The organism is Rhizobium sp. ZPR4 (assembly GCF_040215725.1).
GTDB classification, from domain to species: Bacteria; Pseudomonadota; Alphaproteobacteria; order Rhizobiales; family Rhizobiaceae; genus Rhizobium; species Rhizobium rhizogenes_D.
Genome location: NZ_CP157967.1, coordinates 3,137,928 through 3,161,182 on the forward strand (window position 1 = coordinate 3,137,928; position 23,255 = coordinate 3,161,182).

Sequence of the window (23,255 nt, forward strand, 5' to 3'; positions counted from 1 at the left end):
GCTGCCGCCGGAGACTGTTCTGAGGGCGGCGGGAGGCATTACTGCTTTGTTGGATGGTACACGATTGCTCTATGGCAAGCGGGACCAGGAGAACAACCCAGATTCTTCGAACCCGCCTTTCGTTGCTTGGGGTGCGGCAAAAATTAAAAGCCAATGGATTAGCGGGACTTAAAGACCGAGACGCGAGACCGATCTAGTCGCACGGATTAAACCAATCCGCTCTTACACCCGCTCTGGAACGGCCACGGCCGGTGTACGGATCCTGATACTGGACCGATCTTCCATCTCCTAACGCGTAAGCGCCACATACAGTTGTCTCGGACCTTCAAATGGTAGTCGACCATGAGCCACGAGCGAATTATTGAGAATTAGCACATCATTCGCCTCCCAGGGGAAGGTTCTTTGGCAACTCTCTTGTATCGAACGGATATCCGCGAGCAGCTCTAGCGGGATAGGAGTGCCATCGCCGAATGATGCATTCTGGGGGAAGAGGGACTCATTACCGTCATATATATCCAGCAGAGCTTCATAAGTGTCCGCGGGAAGTCCTGAAGGGTGGAATTGATCGGCCTGATTAAACCAAATCCGCCGTCCACTTTCAGGATCAAGCCGATATGCCGGTGTGACGTTGCTCACGCGAATGTAGCCGTCGTCAAGAATTTCGAGCAAGTTTTCGTTTTCTTGGCAGAACCGTCTAACTTCTGAGAGGTCCGCCGTATCAAATGTCTGCTGCCAGGTGGCGCCAAAGCCAGGACGCCCCGGCAGAACCCTCACGTAACGGACCCCGCCGTGCTTTTCGAAAAGGTCAGGGACACTTTTGGGCATGCAATCGAATATCGTTCTTGAGTCCGCCATGCAAGCCATGCCTCCAACAGGAGCAGGTTGAGGGCAAGAGAAATAGATCCTTCCTGGCCAAGTCGCAGAATAAGAGAGTTCGTTATGGAGCGATATCGGCAGATGCGGCGGGTACTCTGATGCGGTATAGATACCGTCCCCGAGTTTTGTTCTTGGTGAGTTACCATTGACGTATCCCCAAAGCCCATCGGAAGTCTCGGCAGCAAAGCTCCGCAGCGCGGCAGCATCCGTCATTGCGAAGCCACGAAACAGGACGGCACCCGACTTGTTTAGATGCGCTACAACGCGCGGCTCGACTTCGTGATACGACTCAATAGCATCGGATATAGTGTTTGGACCGCCCACACTGGCTGAAACACGTAGGACCTCGATTTCTCCAGAGAGAAAGGTATCAAGTCCGGATGGTGACGGATTGTGGTCTTTCGTTCTCGTTTGGTGGTGGGTATCCATTGAGGCTCCTCCATATGATCTAGGGTTTCGCGAGTTGGCATTCAGATGTTGAGTTTTGCTTGAAGTATGAGGCCTGGTCGTTTCTTGATCTTGATGTCCATGACATGCTCTCATTCTGTGGCCGGTCAGGCGCGCCACTCAAGTCATGCGATCGCATTCTTATGTCATCAGGCAACCTACTCGTTAAAGGCTTACTGCCCCGCACGAGCAAAGCGGACAAGCGTCACGCCCTTAATGGCCGTATTGTTTCAAGCGCTCGGCGGTTACGCCTGTCGCGTTCCCTGGCCGAAGGCCCCCCCAAGTCACGTTCACATACTCAATGCAGGAACGGCGGCTGCCCGGACCGCAGGCAGTTTTCCAGCCTGAAGGGATCGAAAAAGAATTCGGCCAAAGCGAATACTGACCTTGGTCGTTGACGAGCACCAAAAACTCGCGTGCTTCGTCTTCAAATGGGTTCTTCATCAAGACAGCCTTGGTTCGTGGCGCATAGCGCCAATGCGGCGGTCGCGCCTTAATGTATGGACGCGGAGAGATAGCGTGTACGTAGCAATCAGAAAAATTGAGCACACGAGCATCTCCACTGCCTAATATGATATGCAAGTGTTGGCCCGAGTCCAAGTTAAAGGAAAATATATTTTGAAAAATAAAATAAGATTTTCCGTTGTAACGAAGAAGTATTCCATTGCACGTGTGATAGTACACTCTGACATTGGCAACTAATGCCCGCATCCGAGCAATGAGTCTTGTTGAACCGCACGAAAGAACCGAGACGGCCGAGCCACCAATCAAATTCATTAATCGAGCCTGCGGGCGTACTGCAAAGAACCTTTAAAATAGTTCGTCGCTTCACCTAGAGTCAGGGCCGCAAGCAGGTCGTGTCTTGCCACGCCATCCGGAAAGCAGTGATAGCTGCCAATGGCACATATTTCGACTATTAGACTGCCCAATCAAACCATATTGCCTTTTCGGACCTTTAGGTTAAGGTCTCTATGAAATAGCGTTCTGATTGATGGGGGAAATGTTGCGTTCCCCGCCAGTACGAGTCGTTCCATGAAGCTTGGTCATTTTCCTTTTCGACCGTTGGAGAACGGTCGAGGGCTGGTAGGTTCTGCAATCTTTTCGATCAACTTGCATTCTTGGTCCGCAGAGGCTTCTTGAGATCGAGCATGCGCTTTGCTCGCTGACCGCACTAACGCAGTGCCACAATTTCACAAGGGATGTTGACGTTGACATTTCGTAGTCTCGAGCGAGACGGCCCTGTAGCTGTGTCGTTCAAACTGGACCTTTCCCGAGACCTCGGAGCTCAAGTCATCACCGTCCATATTGCTCCCCCGGCTCGACGAACACCGAAATGAATCCTGCCAATAGTGAGAACGCTGATATCGCCAGAGCCTCCCATCGCTCGATGGGTTTGGCGAGCCCCGTAAAGTTCGCCAGCGCATCGCCTATCCGGCTTTGAAGCTTGTCATCTGATTAAGGAGATTCATATTCTGTTCTTCTAATCCAACTGTGATCCTCAGAGCTTGGGGCCATCCATATGATGCGAGGCTTCGCACCGCTATGCCGCGCTGAAGGAGAAACCGCTGGATGGCATGGGCTTGATCCGATTCAAGAATGATAAAGTTCGCCTGCGATGCTTTAATCTTGAAGTCGAGAGCTACGAGGCCCTCAACAAGCCTAGCCATGGCGTTGCGATTGCGTGCGCAAGCTGCTTCAACAAATTGGTCATCTTCCAGAGCGATCACGCCCAGGTATTGACTGATTGCTCCAATCGAGAATGGCTGCCGCACGGCATGTATTTTTTCTATTAACGCTTCTGTTCCAATTCCAAATCCAAGTCGAAGCCCCGCGAGACCGTAAGCTTTTGAAAAAGTTCGGAGGACGAGCAGGTTAGAAGCGCGTTGCGTCAGCCGGGCGGACCCGATTCGTTGACTGGGATCGACGAACTCGACATATGCTTCGTCAAGAACCACCGTAACCGAGTCCGGAATTTCTTTAAGAAATGCTACGAAAGCGGCCTCGGTGAAGAAGCCAGGCGCTGGGTTGCTGGGGTTCGAGATGAATATCATGGATGTATCGGGTTCCACCGCGCGTGCAATGCCAGTCAGATCCGTCTCCCACCCACATTCAGGGACGGTTATACTTCGCGCGCCTGCGAGTTCAGTCGCTTTCCGATACGCAGAGAAAGCGTGCTCGCAAAATATCGCACTGCGACCAGGAGAGAGCAACGCTCTGGCTGCCAGATCCAACAAATCGTCGGTGCCGTTTCCGATCGCGATGCACGCACGGGACACAGAGAACTTGTTGGCTATCGCATCCTTCAACGCTGAGCAGCCGCCATCTGGATAACGAGATATGTCCACGTTAAAGTCTAGAAGGGCCTTGACCACCCTCGGATCAGAGCCGGCTGGGTTCTCATTCAATGCCATATTGATGAAGGGTTCGTCCATAGGTGGACGATCGGGAGCTCGCCGTGCCATTCGATTCAAAAAGGGGTCGTTGGTGGACTTGCGGGTGTCGTCAGCCATTACCGTTCCCCGAGAACACGTGAACAATCGTCCGAAGAAAAACGGGAGCGATTTCTCAATCTGAGTTCTTCTCCAACCCTGAGACACTCTCGCGCGAGGATTGCCGTGGGGTCAACGACATGCATGTCGACCGTCGCTGACGCGGCGATCAAATCCCATATTAGGGGCAACTCTGTGCAAGCCAAGACCGACGCGGCGGCTCCAGCGTCAGCGAGCTCGGTTAATGCAAAGGATAGGGCCTCTTTGCCCTCTTGGACCCTGTTAGCTTTAACTGCGTCGATCGCATTCGAAACGCCGGCGCACGCGCTCTCAGAAGGCACAATCGATTGCAGCCCGACTTCGCTTAAGCCATGCTGATAGATTCCGGCGGAGATCGTTCCTTGCGTTCCGAGAATACCGACAACCGACCCTCGAGGCAGTATCCGGGTTATGTGACGACACGTAAGCTCGACCATGTTCAAAATCGGAACCTTGGATATTTCATTAATCTCGGCGAGCCAATGGTGAGCGGTGTTGCATGGCATCGCAATTACGCTGGCGCCGGATCGATTCAGCTTTTCGATCGCGCTCAAAATGAATGGAAGGCTCGGGGGAGCATTTTCGTCTAGAATAGAGGCGGTCCGATCGGGTGTTGAGGGGTCAGCAAGAACAATCATTGGGATGTGATCCTGATCTCGATCTCCCTCTGTTTGGTCCGCGATTTTCTTCAGAAGGTCGAGTGTTGCTAACGGACCCATGCCTCCTAAGATACCAACGAACTCGACCGAGGGGATTTTCTGATCATGTACAATCTTGCTTTCAAATTCAGCTCGCATTCGCCCGCAGCTCGAACAATCGCGATTGCATATGCCGAGATAACCTTCCGGTTCTCGCAGATGGGGGTCAGTGCAGTAATCTGTTCCCATCATGGACTCCGTAAATCAAAGCGTCACCAAATGGCTCCCTCCTTTCTCAGAAGCATGGCGCGGGATGATGCCGCACCCAACGAGATTCGGGAATTGCGATCCTGATGAGGATAACAATCTGGAGAGGTCTTTCAGTCACCAGGCTAATATGTGACAACGATTACCATTGAGAGATGTTAGCAACATATTACCCCCGCGAAAGTAATGTGCGCGCTATTTTATGAAATATATTATGTGAGCGCTCAAACTCTCCGAGCTGCAAGATCCCGGAGCTCTGCTGGTAGATAAGAGAGGGTGTGGTCGGAAAAGGCACCGAGCGTTTGCTTGTCGAAGATCGTGCGGAGCGGAATTTCAACTCCTAAAGTGCTCCGCAATTTCGATAGCATGCGAGCGGCACTGAGTGAGTGGCCGCCTAGATCGAAAAAGCTGTCATCAACGCTGACCGAGGGAACTTTCAGGATCTCCTGCCAAATGTTCGCTACCACTTGCTCGAAAGCAGTTCGCGGCGGGACGTGTTCTTTCCGCCCTTGATGCGCAGGATCTGGCAAAGCATTCTTGTCGAGCTTTCCATTGACAGTGAGTGGAAGAGCCTGCAGCAAGACGATGGCTGACGGTATCATATAGTCCGGCAGGATGGTCTGAACAAACGTTCTTAGATCTGCGATATCGAGTTCAACGCCGGCTGCAGGGACAACGTAAGCGACGAGGCGAGACGCCTCGGCGCCGCCATAGACGCGCGCGATAACTGCGGCCTGCTGCACGGAGGGATGACGGGCCAGGGCTGTCTCAACCTCACCCGGTTCGATGCGATACCCGCGGATCTTGACTTGTTGATCGGCCCGGCCGAGGAAGATCAGCTGGCCGTCTTCACGCCAGCGCGCCCGATCTCCCGTTCGATAGAGGCGCTCGCCTGTCCCGAATGGACTCGCGACGAACCGCTCCGCCGTCAGGTCGGGCCGGCCGAGATAGCCGCGTGCGACGCCAGCGCCTCCAATGAAAATCTCACCCGCAACGCCGATCGGCACTTCCTGCATCTCGCCGTCGAGCAACTGAACGACGGCGTTACCGATTGGCTTGCCGATAGGAATAGTGGCTTCATCGAAGGTTTGGGGGATCGGAAAGTATGTCGTCGTCATGGTACATTCTGTCGGGCCGTACAGGTTGACGAGTTTGAGGTCTCGCACGCTACGAAGCAAGCTGACCGCGAGCTTGGGAAGGAGAGGCTCGCCGGAGGTTAGCACGATCCTAAGGCTCCCGAGAGCTTCAGGATGTGAAGAGGAGCACTCTATCAATGCATGCAAAAACGAGGGAGTTATGCTCAACAGAGCGCTCGGTTGATGGAAAGCAATCTTATCGAAAAGATGCTCTGGATCCCGTGCAGATTCTTGATCGAGTAGTATGCAGCTCGCGCCAATCGTAAGAGGATAAATTAGGTCCCGGAGCGACGCATCGAAACCCATTGTCGGAATCTGTACTATAACATCACAATGACCGAGGCCAAAACTTTGGTCCAGAAACCGGAAGTAGTTCGCGATTCCGGTGAAAGTTGACATCACGGCCTTGGGCTGGCCACTTGATCCTGAGGTGAAGTAGATGGCCGCAACGTCTGTCTCAGAAAGGGAGAGAAGTTTAAGGTGGCCGTCGGCGTTTCGGCAGGATACAAGTTCTTCGAATTGGATGTAATTACGTTCCGAGGAAGCCTTAATCTTGTCGCAGATGACCAATCCGCATCGAGCCGTTTTTAGAACTACTTCGAGGCGTGCCTGGGGCAGTCGGGAGTCTAAAGGGACGTAAACCGCCTTAATCTGCATGAGCGAGACGATCGTGGCGACAGTCACCACAGATCGAATGGTTTCTACGCCGACTATTGCGCCTGGCTGCACCCCTAGTGAAACCAGGCGACCCGAAATCTGGCCGACCAGAGCCATGAACTCGACATATGTTAGAGCTTGTGTTCCATCATCGATAGCTCGACGCGACCCGTGCACTTGGGCACAGTGATAAATTCTGTCAACCACGGAAAATGAAGAAGCCTCGCTCAAGGAAGCTCTCCCAGAGTAGCTTTTGAGTGTTTCAAGCTCTATCTTTGAGAGAAATGATATTTTTCGGAAAGAGCGTGTGGGGTCGTCGATCGCGTTCTGGAGGAAGTTCTTGAAGTGCTCGACGAACCGTTCGGCGGTGGTGCGCAGGAAAAGGTCAGTCGCAAAGTCGAGCCGACCCTGATAGGTAAAGCCGGTTTTTTCCAGATACATGGCAAGGTCGAATTTGATGAACGGGCGCCGATTGATGGCGAACCACTCAACAGCAAGCCCATGCACAGTCGGAAGCGGTTCGGGCTCGCCCTGGAGCGTAAGGGTGGTCTGCAGCAGAGGTGTGCGCCCGGCCGTCCTCGGCAAGTTCAGAGCCTCGACGATCCTCTCGAACGGGACCTCCTGGTTGGCATATGCTTCAAGCGCAGAGGTCCGGACCCGATCAAGAAGCTCCGTGAATGATGGGGCGTTGCTCAAGTCGACCCGTATCGGCAGAGTGTTGACGAAAAATCCGATGACATTTTCCATCTGTTGGTAGGTGCGCCCGGAGACCGGTGAACCCACGATGATATCGTCTGCTTCAGTCCATCGACTGAGCAAAGCTTGATAGACCGCGAGGAAGACCATGTACGGCGTGACCTTGTGCTCCCGGCAGAAGCGTTCGAATTTCTCCGCAAGTTCGATTGGAAGGTCGAAGCCGACGCTGTCACCTTGGAAAGTTGGTTCCGATGGGATCGGGTAATCTGTTGGAAGCTCGAGCGGCTCCGGCGCATGCGCGAGGTTCTGGCACCAAGACTCAAGTTGATCATCGAGCACATGCGATGAAAGAGCGCGCCGCTGCCAACTCGCATAGTCGCTATATTGGATTTGCAGATCCGGCAGCGTTGGTGGCACCCCACGCTTTAAAGCATCATATGTAAGCAAAAGCTCGCGAGCTAGCAGACCTGCGGACCACCCATCGAAGGCGATGTGATGGATAACCGCCAGAAATATGAATTCCTCTGGCGCTACCTTGATCACGGAAACACGCAAAATCTCCGAGGAAGGCTCCATGCCTTTCGCAAGTTGCCCGTCGATCCACCTGACCAATTCCAGAGTTGTGTCGTGTCGTTCAGAGAAGTCAACGAACCCTACCTCCACCTCATGCTGGCACGCGCTGAGCATGGGCGTCCCGTCGGCAGCCGTCCGCACTAGGGTTCGCAATACCTCGTGGCGAGAGACCACGCCACGCAATGCAGTCTGGAGCAAACCAAGATCGACTTTGCCCACGAACCGAAGTGCGAAGGGGACATTATAGCTGGCACTGGCCGCAGGCTCGATCTGGTTGTACAGCCACAATCGCTCCTGCCCAAAAGAAACTTCCTCTTTCGAAACCTCGCCCCAGACCGGCCCCGAAATCGTCTCGGAAAACGCCGCCGTCTCTTGTTCGACCAGTGCTCTGAGACGAGCGTTTCGTACCGAATCAGTTGCGCTATCGTCCACTCTGTTCCTCGCTAGCAATCAACTGCGCTCGGGCAAAGATGTCCTGCTCTCGCTTGGTGACATACGCGTCAACGACAGCGGCCAGCTTCTCGATCGTGGGAAACTCGAATATTGTCGGTAGAGGGAGTTTGACTTGAAAGTGTCGCTGGATGCGGGAGTGGAGCCGCATCGCCATAAGAGAATGACCGCCAAGCTCGAAGAAAGTCTCATGGACTCCGATCGGAGCAACTTTAAGAACGTCCTGCCATATTTCGGCGATTACCCTCTCGGTTCCGGTTCGTGGGAGAACTTGTTCAATCCCGCGCGGGTTCTCAGGATCAGGCAGAGCGCTACGATCGAGCTTGCCATTAACGGAGAGGGGAAGCGCCTGAACTGTAACGACAGCAGACGGAATCATGTAGTCCGGCAAAATCTCCTGAAGAAATGATCTCAGATCGTCGGTGTCAACTTTAAAGTCCCCAGCTGGAACGACATAGGCAACAAGGCGAGCCGAATCGGCATTGCCGTAGACGCGCGCAAGAACCGCGGCATGATGCACTGATGGGTGCCGCGCCAAGGCGGTTTCAACCTCGCCGGGCTCGATACGGTTACCCCGTATTTTGATCTGTTGGTCCGCTCTGCCAAGGAAGATCAATTGTCCGTCCCCGCGGATACGCGCTTGATCTCCAGTCCGAAAAAGAAGGTCACCTTCATGGAAGGGGCTGGCGACAAATCGCTCGGCGGTGAGGTCGGGGCGACCGAGATAACCGCGTGCGACGCCTGGTCCTCCAATGAAGATCTCACCGACAACGCCGTTGGCGACTTCCCGCATTTCCGTGTCAAGGAGGTGAACGAATGCATTGTTGATTGGCTTTCCGACCGGAATAATTTCCCCTTGGAAATCCCTAGGGATTGGGAAATAGGTCGTAGTCATTGTGCATTCGGTTGGACCATACTGGTTTACGATAACTGCATCGGTGCCGAAAACACGCCGAACTTCCCCGAGGAGCCGTGGTTCGAAGATCTCGCCGCTGACCAAGATCAGCCTAACCGATCTTGACCAGTCCTCTTGGCTGAGCTGGTCACAAAGTAACCCAAGGAGCGATGGCGTTATGCTGAGAATCGCGGATATCTCTCCGGACCGCAACGCGTCTTCATATGGTTCGATATCCCGAGTAGCGGTTTGGGCTGGGATTACCAAAGTACCTCCGACCGCCAACGGAGTGAAAATATCGCGAATTGCCGCATCGAATGTCAGTGCGGATATGTTTAAGGCGGTGTCGCGGTCGTTCACGCCATATTCCGATACAATATATTGAAGATAATTGAGCACAGCCCCATGCGACGCCGCTACAGCCTTTGGCTGACCGGTCGAGCCAGATGTAAATGCAATATAAGCGGCCGCGACGCGATCTCCACCAACATCTATCGAACGATTTAGCTCGTCCAAGCCCTCCCCCAAATCTACTACGAGCAGGCCCGCCGGAAGAAATGCCGCCTTTGTGTCTCCGATGGTCACCACTGCCTTCGCGGCCGAGATGGTGAGCATCAAGTTGATACGCTCGCGCGGAAACTGAGGATCGATCGCAACGAATGCCGCTCCACGGGCCAAGATCCCAAGAAGGCCAACGATCATGTCGAAAGACCGGGGAATGGCGACAGCGACGACGTCGCCATGTTCGATGCCTATGAGTGCGAGACGTTGCGCGAGCTTTTCAGCTTGAGCTACCAAATCTGCGTAGGTCAGGTGTCCGCCGGAAAATTTGATGGCGGGAGAGGCAGGCACAGTATCAGCTGTTCTCCGGACGAGATCGTAAAGGCAACTTGCCTGAGCGATGTTGTCCCGCAGATCTGCAAGAGGCCGTAACGATCCGAATTTTTCAATGTCTGACATGATCGGCTGCTCTCCGTTTACTGAATTACTCGTTCATATCCGTCTCAGACAACACAGTTCTCCGATCAGGCGAACAGTACTTTTCGCTCTTTTAAGTCGTTCTGCTCTGTGCCTCTTCCGAACCCCTGTTCGTGCAGATATGCTTGGAAATCTTCCTTTCCCAACACTCCTGATCCGCGACTAAAAGCTTCAGCCTTTACCCAGTTTAGTGACGATGAAATTTCGTCATCACTCAGCGAGAACCCGAGCTCCGACGCCACGGCCGCAACAACACGTTTGCTTGCAAGGGCAGTAAGATGGACTTGTGGCGGGATACCGAGAACCGTTTGCGGATTGAACGGTTGAAACAACTCTGGATTCGTGAATGGCGTTCCAGTCGAGATCGAGTTCACGCCTGTGCCTACAATTGGGTCGGTCGCTCCTAGAGGCCTCCCGGAAACGTCGCTCACATACCGAGCCAAAGACGGGAGCATTTTTAGGTTAATTTCCTGGCGCCACAAAGGCGCTCGAACTCCAAACCTCTCAGCAAAAGCCTCAGGTTGAAACCCGAGGATGAATAGCAATTGTTCGGTGGCCGCCATCCCTGCTCTTTCTCCAAGAGAGAGCCACGAGCTTGTAAGACCGTAAACGCCAGCAGAGAGGGCTTCGAGCGTGTTCACAAGCCCAAAGCCGAGGTCATTGTGCATGTGCGCCACAAAACCTACTTCGCTGCCAGCACTTCCGACAAGGTCACGATAGTAAGCTCTACTTTCTGATGGATACAAGGAACCAACGGTATCACACACTATAGCCATGGACATGCCTGCTCCAGTCAACGCCACAGCAGTATCGGCAACGCGACCTGGGTCGCTACGACAGGCATCCGCAAGTGCTACGTCGACGCAAAGCTCGGGCCGCTTGTCTTTAGCATAGCGCACCATATCGACGGCTGATCTTGCTGCCTGTGCTCCGTCGCAATGCATCATAGTCTGAGCCATTCGGTCGGAAGCTGGAACGGCTATAAATATTCGAGGAAACTTCGCCCCATCGACTGCTGATAAGAGAAGATCTATATCCTCGCGGATAGCGCGCCCGGCGGCACCAATGTAGCATTCTTCAACCTCCTCCGCGACCTGGCGGGTTGCGCGGAACTCCTCTTTGCCTGCGCTCGGGAAACCAGCATTGAACACTAGATGGTGCATAGCCGCGGTGCCAAACAAAGCGGATTGTCGTCTTGCGATCTGCACTCGCTGATCCCCGTTCAGGAGAGTCTTGCCCTGAGCTCCGTCGCGCGCTATCTCCTCATGAATGATCACATGGCTCCGTTGAGCGCTTTCCCGGATCAAATCAGACATGCTGCCCTCCATTTGAACGGCGATAGAATTTAATGTCCTCAAACGCCGAACAGGTCTAAGGAACCACGTCCCAACCGCCAGGCGACTCCTCGTTGCAAAGACCGGCGCCGACCCGTTCTTCCAAAAATTTCGCTACGATCGTCAGGTCTGCCAAAGGACCGCTGCTGGCGATCGCCTCGCGGTAGATAGCTTGTATGGCGTGTCCCACCGCCATTTCGACCCCCGCGCTTTCTGCGGCGGCGAGGCAGGCCGACACATCATGGTCGACCAGTGCAAGGCTGGCGCCGAAGTCGAACGTTCTCGTGAGAACATGGTTGGGAAGTTTGACGAGGGTGACATCACTCGCTGCGGATCCAGCGTTGATTACCTCAAGGAATACACCGGGCGAGATACCGACTTTGCTGGCGAGCGTCAGGGCTTCAAGAGCTATCACCAGATTACCGGCGGTAATAAGATTATTGGCCACCTTCAGATATTGGGCTTGGCCGACGGCATCGCCAACGTAAACGATCTTGGATGCGTAGGATTTGAGGATGGGTCTCAGGCTCTCCGCGAGCGCAGAAGGGCCACTCACCATTGCCGCGAGCTCGCCACGATGAGCTCGTCGCGGCCCGCCGGTCACAGGCGCATCCAACGTTTGGATCTCTCGCTCAGCGAGCGTCTCTTCTATTTTGGCGGCCAACTCGGGGCCGGTCGTCCCGACGTTGATGTATGTGTGCACACGATCGCCGTGCAAAATACCGTCTGGACCACCGGTCACGCTCCAGTAAGAACCAGGGCCACTCACGCATCCTAGTATGATTTCACAACGTGCAGCTAGATCGCGTGCGCTAGATAAGGCTCGGAACCCGGCCTTCTTTAATGACTCAGTGGCAGTCGGATCTCTATCACAGATCGTGACATTGTAGCCGCCGTCTGCCAGTCGTTGGGCGATTGGCGCGCCCATTTTTCCTGCTCCAACGATTCCGATGTTCAATCCGTTTGCTGCCGAACAAGACATTACATCTTCTTTCAGGGTGGAATTTTTGACACAATAATACGAAGTGAACCTACAATAGAGTTCAGTTGTGTTTCTTGTTAAGTGACAGGGCCGGAATATTTCTGAATATATTCCGAAAAATTATGTCCCTATATGCCCTATTCAGAAGAGACAATTAGGTCCGACCCCGCCCTGCGGCCACTTTGCTCAATCCACATCGCGTGGTATGTCCCCTGATGGGCCAGCAGATCAGCATGCGCGCCGCGTTCTACAATGCGACCGTCCTTTAGAACAAGAATTTCATCGTAGCCGACTATTGTCTCTATTCTGTGGGCTATGGCGATGACCGACTTTCCCTGCAGGTGGTTTTCCAGCTTTTTGCGCAGCCCAGCTTCAGACAACACATCCAAGCTCGACGTAGCCTCATCCAGAATAAGGATCGGCGCGTCCTTCAGCAACGCTCTGGCAAGCGCGAGCCGCTGTCTCTGTCCGCCGGAAAGCTTCACTCCGCGTTCGCCGATATGGGCGTTATAGCCGCATCTCCCCTGATTATCCCGTAGCTCCTCAATGAATTCGCAAGCACCGGCAAGGCTCGCGGCGTTCTGAACCTCGGCGAGGCTCGCGCCGGGCTTTCCGAACCGAATGTTATCCAGAACTGATCGACTTAGAATGGCAGTTTCCTGCGACACAACTGCCATCGTGGAACGTAGGCTACTGTTGGTGACGTTGGCAATTGATCGGTCGCCGATAGTAATTGAACCAGAGTCAGCTTTATGTAGGCGGAGCAGGAGATTTATAATGGTGGATTTCCCGGCTCCTGATGGGCCAACGATTGCCAGGCGCCTACCTTCGGGCACTACAAATGTTATGTCTTCTACTGATGAGTCAGAAGAAGGGTAGCGGAAGGAGACTCGATCGAATTTGATCGATGTGTCTGTTAAATCCAACGGGGTTTGCGTGTTTTTGTTCTCGGGGGGAATGGGTCGCGCTATGGATCGGATGCCTTCTTGAACAACACCAATGTTCTCAAAAATCGACGACAGCTGTTGAGTGACGTTCACAGAAGCACTAGCGATATGCCACACGAGTGGGATGATTAGCGCAAACTGACTGGGCTCCACCTCGCCTTTGCCAGCGAGCCATAACGATAGACCCAATGTGCTGCCTATCAGCGCGCCATTTAGAAATGCCAACAGACTGCTAAATATGCTATTCTGCGCGAGCAGTGCTTGATAGGTCTGGTTGTGCTCACGGAGCCCCTCCCGGATAAAATCATTCTCAGCACCCGCTCCAGAATACAGCTTTATGGTCTGGATGTTCGCGTAGGTGTCAACAAGCCTCGCCGTAACAGACGACCTCATTTTTGACATCTCTCGCGATTGTTGTTTCAGACGAGGGAGGAAGCAGGCCAGAAGGCTCGTATAAATCAGTATCCAGATCGTTACAGGCACTGCGAGTACTAAGTCGGCGTTTGCCAACATAAACAACGAACTTCCCGCGAAGACGACGATATACCAGACAGACGTCGTCGCAGTTACGATGGTATCTCTTAAGGCTGGACCGGTCTGCAAAACTCGGCTAGCCAGCCGGCCGGAAAGGTCGCTGTGGAAGAACGAAATGGGTTGCCGAGCGATATGCGTGTGGCTCTGCCAGCGGACAAGGGTCGGCAGATTTGCTGAAATCGCATGGTTCGTAAACAATCGATGCAGCGTCGAAACGGCCGGATGAAACGCCACGAAGAACACGATGATGGGAATCGTATACGAGGATAACTGGTTTGCGCCGTTTAGTGATGTCCTGATGAAATAGGCTATCGCCGCTGGTATCATCGTATCGATCACAGCTGTTATGGTTCCCAGTAACAGTATAGCGGCCAAAGGGCGCCAAGTCTGGCGGATAAAAAAAAGGTAAAAGCTCTTAAGGTCGGGAGGAAGAGAAACCTCATCGCTCTCTGGCGTGATGTCGACCATCAACTGTAGTCGATCGATGAATTCCCGGATAAGATTCACAGGGCTAGCACCACGGCGATTGAATATTATGAGATACTAGGCCACATCGAGGATGGGGTGGAAAGTGAAATGGTAAATATATTCGAGTTTATTGCCGAGAGATACGATCAGAACCCATATCCAAAACGATCGATCACATAAGTGAACCGCTTGGCTACTATATTGCGCGTTTCAGTGTTATAGTAATCTCGGTAGCCAGTTCGAACAGTAAAGTTTAGCCGAGGTAAAGCTTTTTGTGGAATAATTTCCGCCTTTTCACAAAAGAGAGCCAGATCTTCTTCCAGAGTTTCAAACCGAGCGACACTTGTTACCATGTCCGCCCCTTTCTCGTCCATGAACCAGTCCTGCGGATTTCCATCGCATTCGTTGATACGATTGCCCCCATATTCAGACATGATGAAGCTTGAGAAGTCGCCGAATTTAGCGACTTCAAACGCGTCGTTGCGTAAGCTCGAAAAACGATGCGCTTTCTCAAGCCACCAGCAGTAACTAGAAACCATCAGGTCCCACGGGTTGCGCACAACTGCCAGCCGGCCCGTGCTTTCCCAAAGGTCGCTACCGACAATTGCGTAAAGATCACGAGCCTTAATATGTTTGTGTAGGCGGTGTTCACAATATTGAGACAGCTGTGCTGCAGTCGACGGCTTTTGTCGCAGCGGTGCCGATGCCTCCAGAAAGTCGTGCACAGAGGTTCCTCCACACTTCGGGATATGAATAAAAATGACGCGTTGCTCTGGCTTGATTGGGTAGACCCGTTTAAACGGCATCGCAATTGAACCCGTCATATCCTCTCTCCGTCGAAGTTATGATCGCACATCGGAGTGGCGAGCCTTGTAAGAACAGTTACGGCAGTGCGCTCGGCGTCGTAACGACGGTAGGTTTCGGCAAGTTTCTCGCAGTTTGCTTTGTAGCGTTCATTCTGCAAGAGGGCCTCAACAGCCCGTCGTATGCTTCGCGGTGTCGCCCGTTTAAGGCTAGAAGTTTCGCCTAGGCCATGAAACTTAACCCGAGCCGCGCAGCCCGGTTGGTCGGCGCGCATGGGATAGACCAAAACAGGTACTCCGATCGCGAATGCTTCCTTCAGGGATCCTCCGCCGCCGTGTGTGATCAGCAGCGAACAGGCTTTCAAGATTTCTTGCTGTGGTATCCAGGGATGTACTCGCACGTTACCGTACGGCAAATGATCGTTCATTTGGATTGCCGCAACATCTTCCGCAGAACCCGCCGCGATAACGAGGCGGTATTTTGAGTTCCCGAGAGCCTTGATCACATCGAGGTAGAAGGGCACGATATGTGCATGAGAAGCGCGCCGCACGGTTCCAAGCGAGCAGAGAACCAAGGGACCATCTCCTTCAGGAATAAATTCGGAGATATCCGAGGTGTCAGCAGATTGCCGCACGCAAGGTCCCACAAAAATTGCCGGACCAAGATTTTCCGGTTCCCTTGGGAAATCAAATTCTCTGGCCTGCAGGACAATTTCGGGCACGCCGGCGTATCGCATATCGAAACGAACGGGACGATCCATGCGGCGAAATTTCCCCCCCGCGAGTTTTTCGATAGCCGCCTCTTCGAGCCAACGATTATCTGCAAAAATCAGATGATTTACCAACTCCTTCAGGCAGTACCAAAAATAGGAAAGTTCTTGTTTCTTCCATGCTAAAGCGACGCGTAGCTGACCTGCTTTCCCGGTTCGAGGCACTAGCGTGGACGTGTAGGGAGGTGTCATCGGTGAACGTGTCAACAGCGGCTTGGTGCTGACGGACACACACTCTGCTCCCGTTTTATCGAAGAATGGCAGATATTTCAGAAGGAACGGGTCAAATACTATGAGGTCGGGAGCATTATGCTCCACGAAAAGTGCGATGTCAGCCTGTATGGCCATCAATCGAGCATTGCGACGGTCGGCAATGATACCCCGGCGAAAGAAGGCATCGGCGATGCTTCGTTGCTTTTTGGTGCCCTCCAGCCATTTAAAGGAAACAACATCGAAGGGCTGCCCGCGGAAATGATGAGCAGCGCTTGGGGCGACTATATAGATAACTTGATTGCCGGCTTCGTAAAGGCGCTGGGCGAGACCCAGAGTTCCGTTGAGGTGGCCGATGTACCGGTCGATGACAAACACAAAACGCTTGGCTTTCGGCTCCGCTTCGGAACGAACGGCCCGTGGCTCGGGCGCCGCGTCGCCGACTGGGATAGCTCGGTGGCGGGGGTTATTGGCACCTAAAGGCTCGTATGAGTCCTGCATCGCAAAGCCCCGGAACACATTTGAGTTTAAATTCTAGTTCATCACGTATTTTTGCCGCGGCCGCCTGCTTATTCCTCTCGCGTACGGTGTACGCAAGCTCTTCGAGAATTTCGAAATAGACGGCTGTTTGCGATTCTTGCTCGATAAATAGCGACCGGAGATAGCGCGTTTTCTCGTGGACGCCACGGACAACTTCGAAGCAAGCTCCTGAACCTGCGGCGCGAAGACAGTCCTCGAAAAACAATTCAAGGCTGGAAGGGGCAGAAGCACCGCCTTCGCGGATTATTTCGAGGTGGGATAGCCAACTTTCAGTTAGCCAATTAAGTGCCGGAGTCTGAGCATGATCAATGATGTGTTCCACCGAGCATTTCACCAACTGCGAACGAAGCACGTATAATTCGCAGTTTTCCGCGACATTCAAAGGCTTCATGAAAAAGCCCTTGTTCGGATGGGTCATTACCAGTCCTTCAGCATTCAAGCGAATGAGAGCTTCTCGCACCGGCGTAGCGCTGACCTTAAATGCATCGGCCAAGCTCCATGGTTGCAGTTGCTGCGACGGCGAAAATGCATAGCTGACTACCATCTCTTTCAGCTGCGAGTAAATTGCAGCGCTAGATCTTGCTTCATGGGAGGCATCTGGGGGCATTTTAATCCTCTCTTCGCTATATGGCGGCGATCCGTTGAACAGCGTCATTCCTCATTATGTTCTCACATACAAAGCGAAAACTGAGGCAGGGCACAAGCTACCATTTTAAGTAGTCTTACAGATGAGGAGTAGCGCTAACCGACAAGCTACGCCGTTCGCTGCAGATACCGGTCAGCGTCTCCGGCGTGAGGCGGCTATGATCCCTTCTTTGTGACCCTAATCGCGACCGAAAGGTAGCTCGACGCGAATGCCACGTATTCGAAAGCGGCTCCAGTTTCGCTAACGAATTCAGAAAGTGCCTTGTACTCGTGGTCGCGCCATCCAGGATAATTCAGGAATTCATCGAAGACGATGATTGTGCCAGGACCGATCCGGGTGCGGAGGCCGAAGAGGACATCGCGGGTGCTACTATATAAGTCACAGTCAATATGGAGCAGACTGAGATCGTTTGAGGCTGTTGCCGCGAGGTAAGGCGGTATCGTTTCCGCGAACATTCCCGGGATGATCGTCGCGGTCGACGGCAGGCCATCCGGGACTCTCCCGCCTCGACTGAACTCGCCCTTTCGGCGATCATGCCTCCAATCTTCGGGCAGACCGAGGAAAGAATCAAAGCCGTAAACGGAATGGTGGGGGAGCTTTTCGCAAATGACCTTGAGAGTTCGGCCATCCATAACCCCGAACTCCAGAACGTCTCCAGTAGAACTTGCTATCGAACATGCATGCTGAAGCAAATCGACACGGTTTATTAAATTGGCGGCGAGAGGAAAATGCTTTTCCATGAAATCGGCTGCTTCGAAGGCCGCTTTGAGGCGAGCGAACTTCCAATAGTCATATGGCCGAACCTCTCGTTCGTGGCTTGGCGGGAAGGTCTCGGTAGGATGACGAAAAAGGGCCTTGTCAATGATGACTGCTAGTTCGTGGTCCACAGGTTCAGCTTTGCGCCGATAGCCGTCGTGTTGCTGCGTCATTCGTAGTCCTATCAACATGATTGCAACGGGAGACATTAGTGCCGTAGGCTGAACATAGACAATAATTTCCAAGAATACTGGAAATTTTCTATTTTATATTTCGGGATATTATTTCTTTGGAGGGTGCGTCGATTATCATCAACTCCAGATGAACAGTTTAAGGGGATCGACCAATGGCGCTTTCTGAGGCGGCTGAAACTTTTCTTCGAGCAGCAAACCGGCAAAAATCTGCGGTAATTTCGGGGCCGGTCTGGGGCGAGGTTTCGAAAGAGGAAGTTTCTTTTGGGCAGGAGCGATTGTGGCTGTACAACCAGATCGAGCCTGCGGCCAGTGCCAGCTATAATGTCCCCTTCGCACTTCGGTTCGTGGGCAAAGTCGATCTTGGTTTGCTCCAGACTGCATTGCGTGGCGTGGTCTCTCGCCACGAGGTATTGCGAACCCTAGTGCGGACGGCTGCCGACGGGACGCCCATGCTCAGCGCGTGCCAGCATGAGGTGGAGGTAGGGTTCGTTGACTTCTCTGAACGACACGACACAACTCTGGAATTGGTCAGGTGGATCGACGGGCAACTTGCGAAAGGCATGGAGCCTTCCTCGGAGATTTTGCGTGTTTCCGTGATCAAGGTAGCGCCAGAGGAATTCATATTTCTGGCGGTTATCCATCACATCGCCTTCGATGGGTGGTCCGCAGGTCTGCTAGCTCGCGAGCTTTTGCTTACATATGATGCTTTAAAGCGTGGGGTGCCACCAACGCTGCCGGATCTGCAAATCCAATATAGCGACTATGCGAGTTGGCAGCGGCGCGCTCTTTCATCGCATGTGCTCGATGATCAACTTGAGTCTTGGTGCCAGAACCTCGCGCATGCGCCGGAGCCGCTCGAGCTTCCAACAGATTACCCGATCCCATCGGAACCAACTTTCCAAGGTGACAGCGTCGGCTTCGACCTTCCAATCGAACTTGCGGAGAAATTCGAACGCTTCTGCCGGGAGCACAAGGTCACGCCGTACATGGTCTTCCTCGCGGTCTATCAAGCTTTGCTCAGTCGATGGACTGAAGCAGACGATATCATCGTGGGTTCACCGGTCTCCGGGCGCACCTACCAACAGATGGAAAATGTCATCGGATTTTTCGTCAACACTCTGCCGATACGGGTCGACTTGAGCAACGCCCCATCATTCACGGAGCTTCTTGATCGGGTCCGGACCTCTGCGCTTGAAGCATATGCCAACCAGGAGGTCCCGTTCGAGAGGATCGTCGAGGCTCTGAACTTGCCGAGGACGGCCGGGCGCACACCTCTGCTGCAGACCACCCTTACGCTCCAGGGCGAGCCCGAACCGCTTCCGACTGTGCATGGGCTTGCTGTTGAGTGGTTCGCCATCAATCGGCGCCCGTTCATCAAATTCGACCTTGCCATGTATCTGGAAAAAACCGGCTTTACCTATCAGGGTCGGCTCGACTTTGCGACTGACCTTTTCCTGCGCACCACCGCCGAACGGTTCGTCGAGCACTTCAAGAACTTCCTCCAGAACGCGATCGACGACCCCACACGCTCTTTCCGAAAAATATCATTTCTCTCAAACAAAGATAAGGAAATCCTATCCGAGCGAAATCTGTCGCTGCGGGTCCCTGCGCATGAGGAATCCATTCATGAGCGCTTTCGATCACAAGTGACCTTATGGGCCGAAAAGACTGCGGTTGTCTGTGGTGACGACGAATTGAGTTACTTTCAGCTGGACCTTTATTCAGATGATCTCGCGCGGCGCTTAACCCGTTCCGGGGTAAGATCAGGAGATTCAATTGGAATCCTCGCTCTGCGCAACGTGGAAACGGCAATCGGTATGCTGGGAATCCTCAAGGCAGGGGCGTTCTACGTGCCTATCGATCCAGAGCACCCGCCGGAGCGCATAGCGCACATAGTCGAGAATTCGGCGATCTCGATCGTCGTCATTCCCAATAACTTCTGCTTCGAGTCGACCTTCCCGCCAACGACCCATATTCCAGCTAGAGCCGAAAACACTGGGACGGTAAAAGAGTGGCCGACGCTGCCGCCCGTTTCCTCGACGGCAACTGCTTATGTAATCTATACGTCTGGCTCAACCGGAAAACCAAAAGCCGTCGCGATCGACCACAGGAATGTGTTGCGTCTGCTTGACGAGGTAGCGACCGAGATGAGCTTCGGTTCTTCAGATGTCTGGAGTCTGTTTCACTCTTTCGCATTCGATTTCTCGGTCTGGGAAATGTGGGGCGCACTTCTGACCGGAGCGAAGCTGGTCATTGTTCCAAAGGCGACTACAAGAGACCCACAAGAATTTCTGCGCCTCATTACAAACCAGCAAATTACAATCCTCAGTCAAACCCCATCCGCCTTTCGCAGAGTCTGCGAAACTCTTCAGATGTTCCCAACCTTCTCCACATCCAATCGGTTGCGTTACATCGTATTTGGCGGGGAGACGTTGTGGCCTCGAGACCTGGAGCGCTGGTGGGATATCTGTGGCCACAAGGCGGAACTCATCAACATGTACGGAATTACCGAAATCACCGTTCATGCGACCTTTAAAAAGATGACAAAGGACGACCTAGCCGTAAGCCATATGAGTCCCATCGGCAAGCGTCTCTCAGGTCTGTCCTTGTACCTTTTAGACGGCGAGATGCAGGAAGTGCCGATCGGCGTTGCGGGTGAGATTTTCATTGGAGGCGCTGGCGTCGCACGCGGCTATCTCGGCCGGCCCGACCTGACGGCGGAGCGGTTCGTCGCGAGTCCATTCGGGACAGGCGAGCGCCTCTATCGAACGGGAGATCGGGCGCGCTGGCGTGAAGACGGCCAGCTGATCTTCCTCGGCCGGGCCGATCAACAAGTCAAGATCCGCGGGTATCGCATCGAACCGGGTGAGGTTGAGACAGCCCTGGCCCGTCATCCCTCCGTGCAGCAGGCCGCAGTTATCGCGCGCGTCTATGGCGGCGCCGAGGCGTCTCGCCTCGTCGCTTACGTTGTCCCTGCAGCCGGCGTTGAACTCGATATCGCAGATCTAAGAACGTTTGTTCAGACCATCCTGCCGGACTATATGATACCGTCAGCCATCGTCTTGCTGCAGGCTCTTCCACTCACTGTCAATGGAAAGCTCGACAAGAATGCTTTGCCAGATCCTGCGCATCAAGGGCGGAAAGAACACGTCCCGCCGCGGACCGATACCGAGCGGGCGCTCGTGGATATATGGCAGAATGTACTGAAAGTAACTCCCGTAGGGCTAGATGACAATTTCTTCGACCTGGGTGGTCACTCACTCATCGCAATGCAGCTTGTCGCACAACTTCAGCAAGTCTTTGGGACACAGCTTTCTGCGGAGATCATCTTCCAACGACAAACAATTGGCCGTTTAGCACAGTTTCTGGAGGCAACGAACAATTCCGGGGCCAATGGTCTTCTAGCCCCGATCGTTCCTAGTGTTGACGAACCATACTGCAACGCAACCCCTGGCCAGGCTCGGATATTCAAACAGGCGGCAGTCTTAAGGGATCATGTCTCTGAAAACCTGTCGCGTATATACAGATGCTCGTCTGAAATGAATCTGGATTCTCTTAGAGCCGCTATTCGCGAGCTTCAGGTTCGAAACGATAGCCTTGGGCTGCGATTTATTGAGCACGGTGATGAGGTAAAAATTGCTGCGTTCAACTATCCACCGGTAGAACTCGACACAATCGTCCCTTCTCCAATTAGCGACGAAGAGATACCTTCTGTCATTGAGAAGTATTGTGCGAAGCCCTTTGATCTGCGTAATAGGCCTCCTTTTAGATGCGGATATCTGAGCGCCGTCCGCGGCGATGTTATCCTGGTACTTGTTTTCCATCACATTGCGATTGATGGCTGGTCTATGGGGCTGGTGATCGATCAACTCGCGATGCTTTACAATGCCGATAGAGTGGCAAAAGAGCTTCGGTCGAGCCAAAGTATTGGATTTATTGACTATGCTCGCTGGATAAACAGTGCGCAGGTCCGTGAAGAACTCAATGGACAAAGGCAGTTCTGGAGGGAGCAATTACTGAATCTTCCGAGCTTACCTTTTGCGAAGTTTCCGAAAGAACAGCCTCCTGAAGGCTTAACAGTCCCGGAACGAAGATTCGATCACGTCCTTGATAGCAGCACCCGAAATGCTGTTCACGATATCGCGAAACATGCTCAGGCGACGCCACTTGCTGCGTTTCTCGTCGTCACCGCGCTTTTGATCAAAAAACTCAGCAATTCGCCCAATCTGGTCATTCTCCTTGCCGCCGCAAATCGACGAAACCCCTCGCTCTCGTCCGTTGTGGGACGCCTTTATAATTATATCCCGATAGTGGTTAGGATCGAGGACACTTGCGGCTTCGCGGATCTTGTTTCAAAGGTTCAAACGGAGATGAACCAGGCTTACGAACATCAAGAATATCCCTTCGAGCAACTATATAACGATATCGCGGGTGCCGATGGCGTGTTCTCACAACCAATCGCCGATGTTGCCATGAACTATCAAACGGCGGAACCTCTTCCCTCTTTCGACGGCGTCATATCTCAGCGCCTTTCGAACCCAGGAACACCAAATTTGAAGAGAGCGTTAAATGTAGGGTTTGTGGATACTGGGACCAAGATTTCTTTTAATTTGCGCTTTAACGCTTGGAGGTTTTCTCATGATGAGGCAAAACGCGCCGACGTCCTGTGGAGAATGGTCCTCCGCGAAGGTTGCTCCCGACCAAGCAAGTCGATCAAGGAAATTTTGATGGAAACGTCCCGATGGCACCGCGACCAGCACGCTGCCGATTGACGAGCACGTATCATTCCCCTTGATGTCCAGATCGGTGGGGTGCGTGTCCGAATATTCTAGACATTCCTTGTTCGCCTCGCTCTCGTGCGCCTAAAAGCCAGTTGGCTGCCCATTGGCGACGGCTCGTTTATGTCGGCTCAGCTTCCGAATGAGGTGCG

14 protein-coding genes are annotated in these 23,255 nt (G+C 53.3%); 1 reads left to right on the forward strand and 13 read right to left on the reverse strand.

Going from position 1 to position 23,255, the window contains the following annotated elements; all coding sequences use genetic code 11:
* Positions 1–288: 288 nt before the first annotated feature.
* The 13 genes from ABOK31_RS15270 to ABOK31_RS15330 all read right to left on the reverse strand — a co-directional run bounded on the left by ABOK31_RS15270 (position 289) and on the right by ABOK31_RS15330 (position 18,304).
* Entirely contained in the window at positions 289–1,305 is a 1,017-nt protein-coding gene (locus tag ABOK31_RS15270; protein WP_349956563.1) for a TauD/TfdA family dioxygenase, read from the reverse strand.
* 231 nt (positions 1,306–1,536) lie between these two features.
* Entirely contained in the window at positions 1,537–2,100 is a 564-nt protein-coding gene (locus ABOK31_RS15275) for an MbtH family NRPS accessory protein (RefSeq protein WP_349956564.1), read from the reverse strand.
* Positions 2,101–2,750: 650 nt separating this feature from the next.
* The gene (locus ABOK31_RS15280; protein WP_349956565.1) at positions 2,751–3,833 is read right to left on the reverse strand and encodes a histidinol-phosphate transaminase; all 1,083 of its coding nucleotides are present in this window, start codon (positions 3,831–3,833) and stop codon (positions 2,751–2,753) included.
* The gene (locus ABOK31_RS15285) at positions 3,833–4,648 is read right to left on the reverse strand and encodes an amino acid racemase (protein WP_349956566.1); all 816 of its coding nucleotides are present in this window, start codon (positions 4,646–4,648) and stop codon (positions 3,833–3,835) included. Before ABOK31_RS15285 ends, ABOK31_RS15280 begins: the two co-directional genes overlap by 1 nt.
* A gap of 332 nt (positions 4,649–4,980) precedes the next feature.
* Complete coding sequence (locus ABOK31_RS15290) at positions 4,981–8,250, reverse strand: amino acid adenylation domain-containing protein (RefSeq protein WP_349956567.1); 3,270 nt, start codon at positions 8,248–8,250, stop codon at positions 4,981–4,983.
* Positions 8,240–10,123 (reverse strand): non-ribosomal peptide synthetase, encoded by a 1,884-nt coding sequence (locus ABOK31_RS15295; protein WP_349956568.1) that lies wholly within the window; start codon positions 10,121–10,123, stop codon positions 8,240–8,242. Before ABOK31_RS15295 ends, ABOK31_RS15290 begins: the two co-directional genes overlap by 11 nt.
* A 65-nt stretch (positions 10,124–10,188) precedes the next feature.
* The gene (locus ABOK31_RS15300) at positions 10,189–11,457 is read right to left on the reverse strand and encodes an isopropylmalate/homocitrate/citramalate synthase (RefSeq protein WP_349956569.1); all 1,269 of its coding nucleotides are present in this window, start codon (positions 11,455–11,457) and stop codon (positions 10,189–10,191) included.
* A gap of 55 nt (positions 11,458–11,512) precedes the next feature.
* Positions 11,513–12,457 carry an NAD(P)-dependent oxidoreductase gene (locus ABOK31_RS15305; protein WP_349956570.1) on the reverse strand — a complete coding sequence of 315 codons (945 nt, stop codon included), beginning with the start codon at positions 12,455–12,457 and terminating at the stop codon, positions 11,513–11,515.
* 137 nt (positions 12,458–12,594) lie between these two features.
* Positions 12,595–14,406, reverse strand: a complete 1,812-nt coding sequence (locus tag ABOK31_RS15310; protein ID WP_349956571.1) for an ABC transporter ATP-binding protein — start codon at positions 14,404–14,406, stop codon at positions 12,595–12,597.
* A 146-nt stretch (positions 14,407–14,552) separates the two neighbouring features.
* Positions 14,553–15,230 carry a sulfotransferase family 2 domain-containing protein gene (locus ABOK31_RS15315; protein WP_349956572.1) on the reverse strand — a complete coding sequence of 226 codons (678 nt, stop codon included), beginning with the start codon at positions 15,228–15,230 and terminating at the stop codon, positions 14,553–14,555.
* Positions 15,227–16,690 carry a glycosyltransferase gene (locus tag ABOK31_RS15320; RefSeq protein WP_349956573.1) on the reverse strand — a complete coding sequence of 488 codons (1,464 nt, stop codon included), beginning with the start codon at positions 16,688–16,690 and terminating at the stop codon, positions 15,227–15,229. Before ABOK31_RS15320 ends, ABOK31_RS15315 begins: the two co-directional genes overlap by 4 nt.
* Entirely contained in the window at positions 16,656–17,384 is a 729-nt protein-coding gene (locus ABOK31_RS15325; RefSeq protein WP_349956574.1) for a GntR family transcriptional regulator, read from the reverse strand. Before ABOK31_RS15325 ends, ABOK31_RS15320 begins: the two co-directional genes overlap by 35 nt.
* Positions 17,385–17,530: 146 nt before the next feature.
* The gene (locus ABOK31_RS15330; protein ID WP_349956575.1) at positions 17,531–18,304 is read right to left on the reverse strand and encodes a TylF/MycF/NovP-related O-methyltransferase; all 774 of its coding nucleotides are present in this window, start codon (positions 18,302–18,304) and stop codon (positions 17,531–17,533) included.
* Positions 18,305–18,477: 173 nt separating this feature from the next.
* Here ABOK31_RS15330 and ABOK31_RS15335 point away from each other — a divergent pair, with 173 nt between their 5' ends.
* Entirely contained in the window at positions 18,478–23,097 is a 4,620-nt protein-coding gene (locus ABOK31_RS15335; RefSeq protein ID WP_349956576.1) for an amino acid adenylation domain-containing protein, read from the forward strand.
* The last annotated feature ends 158 nt before the right edge of the window (positions 23,098–23,255 follow it).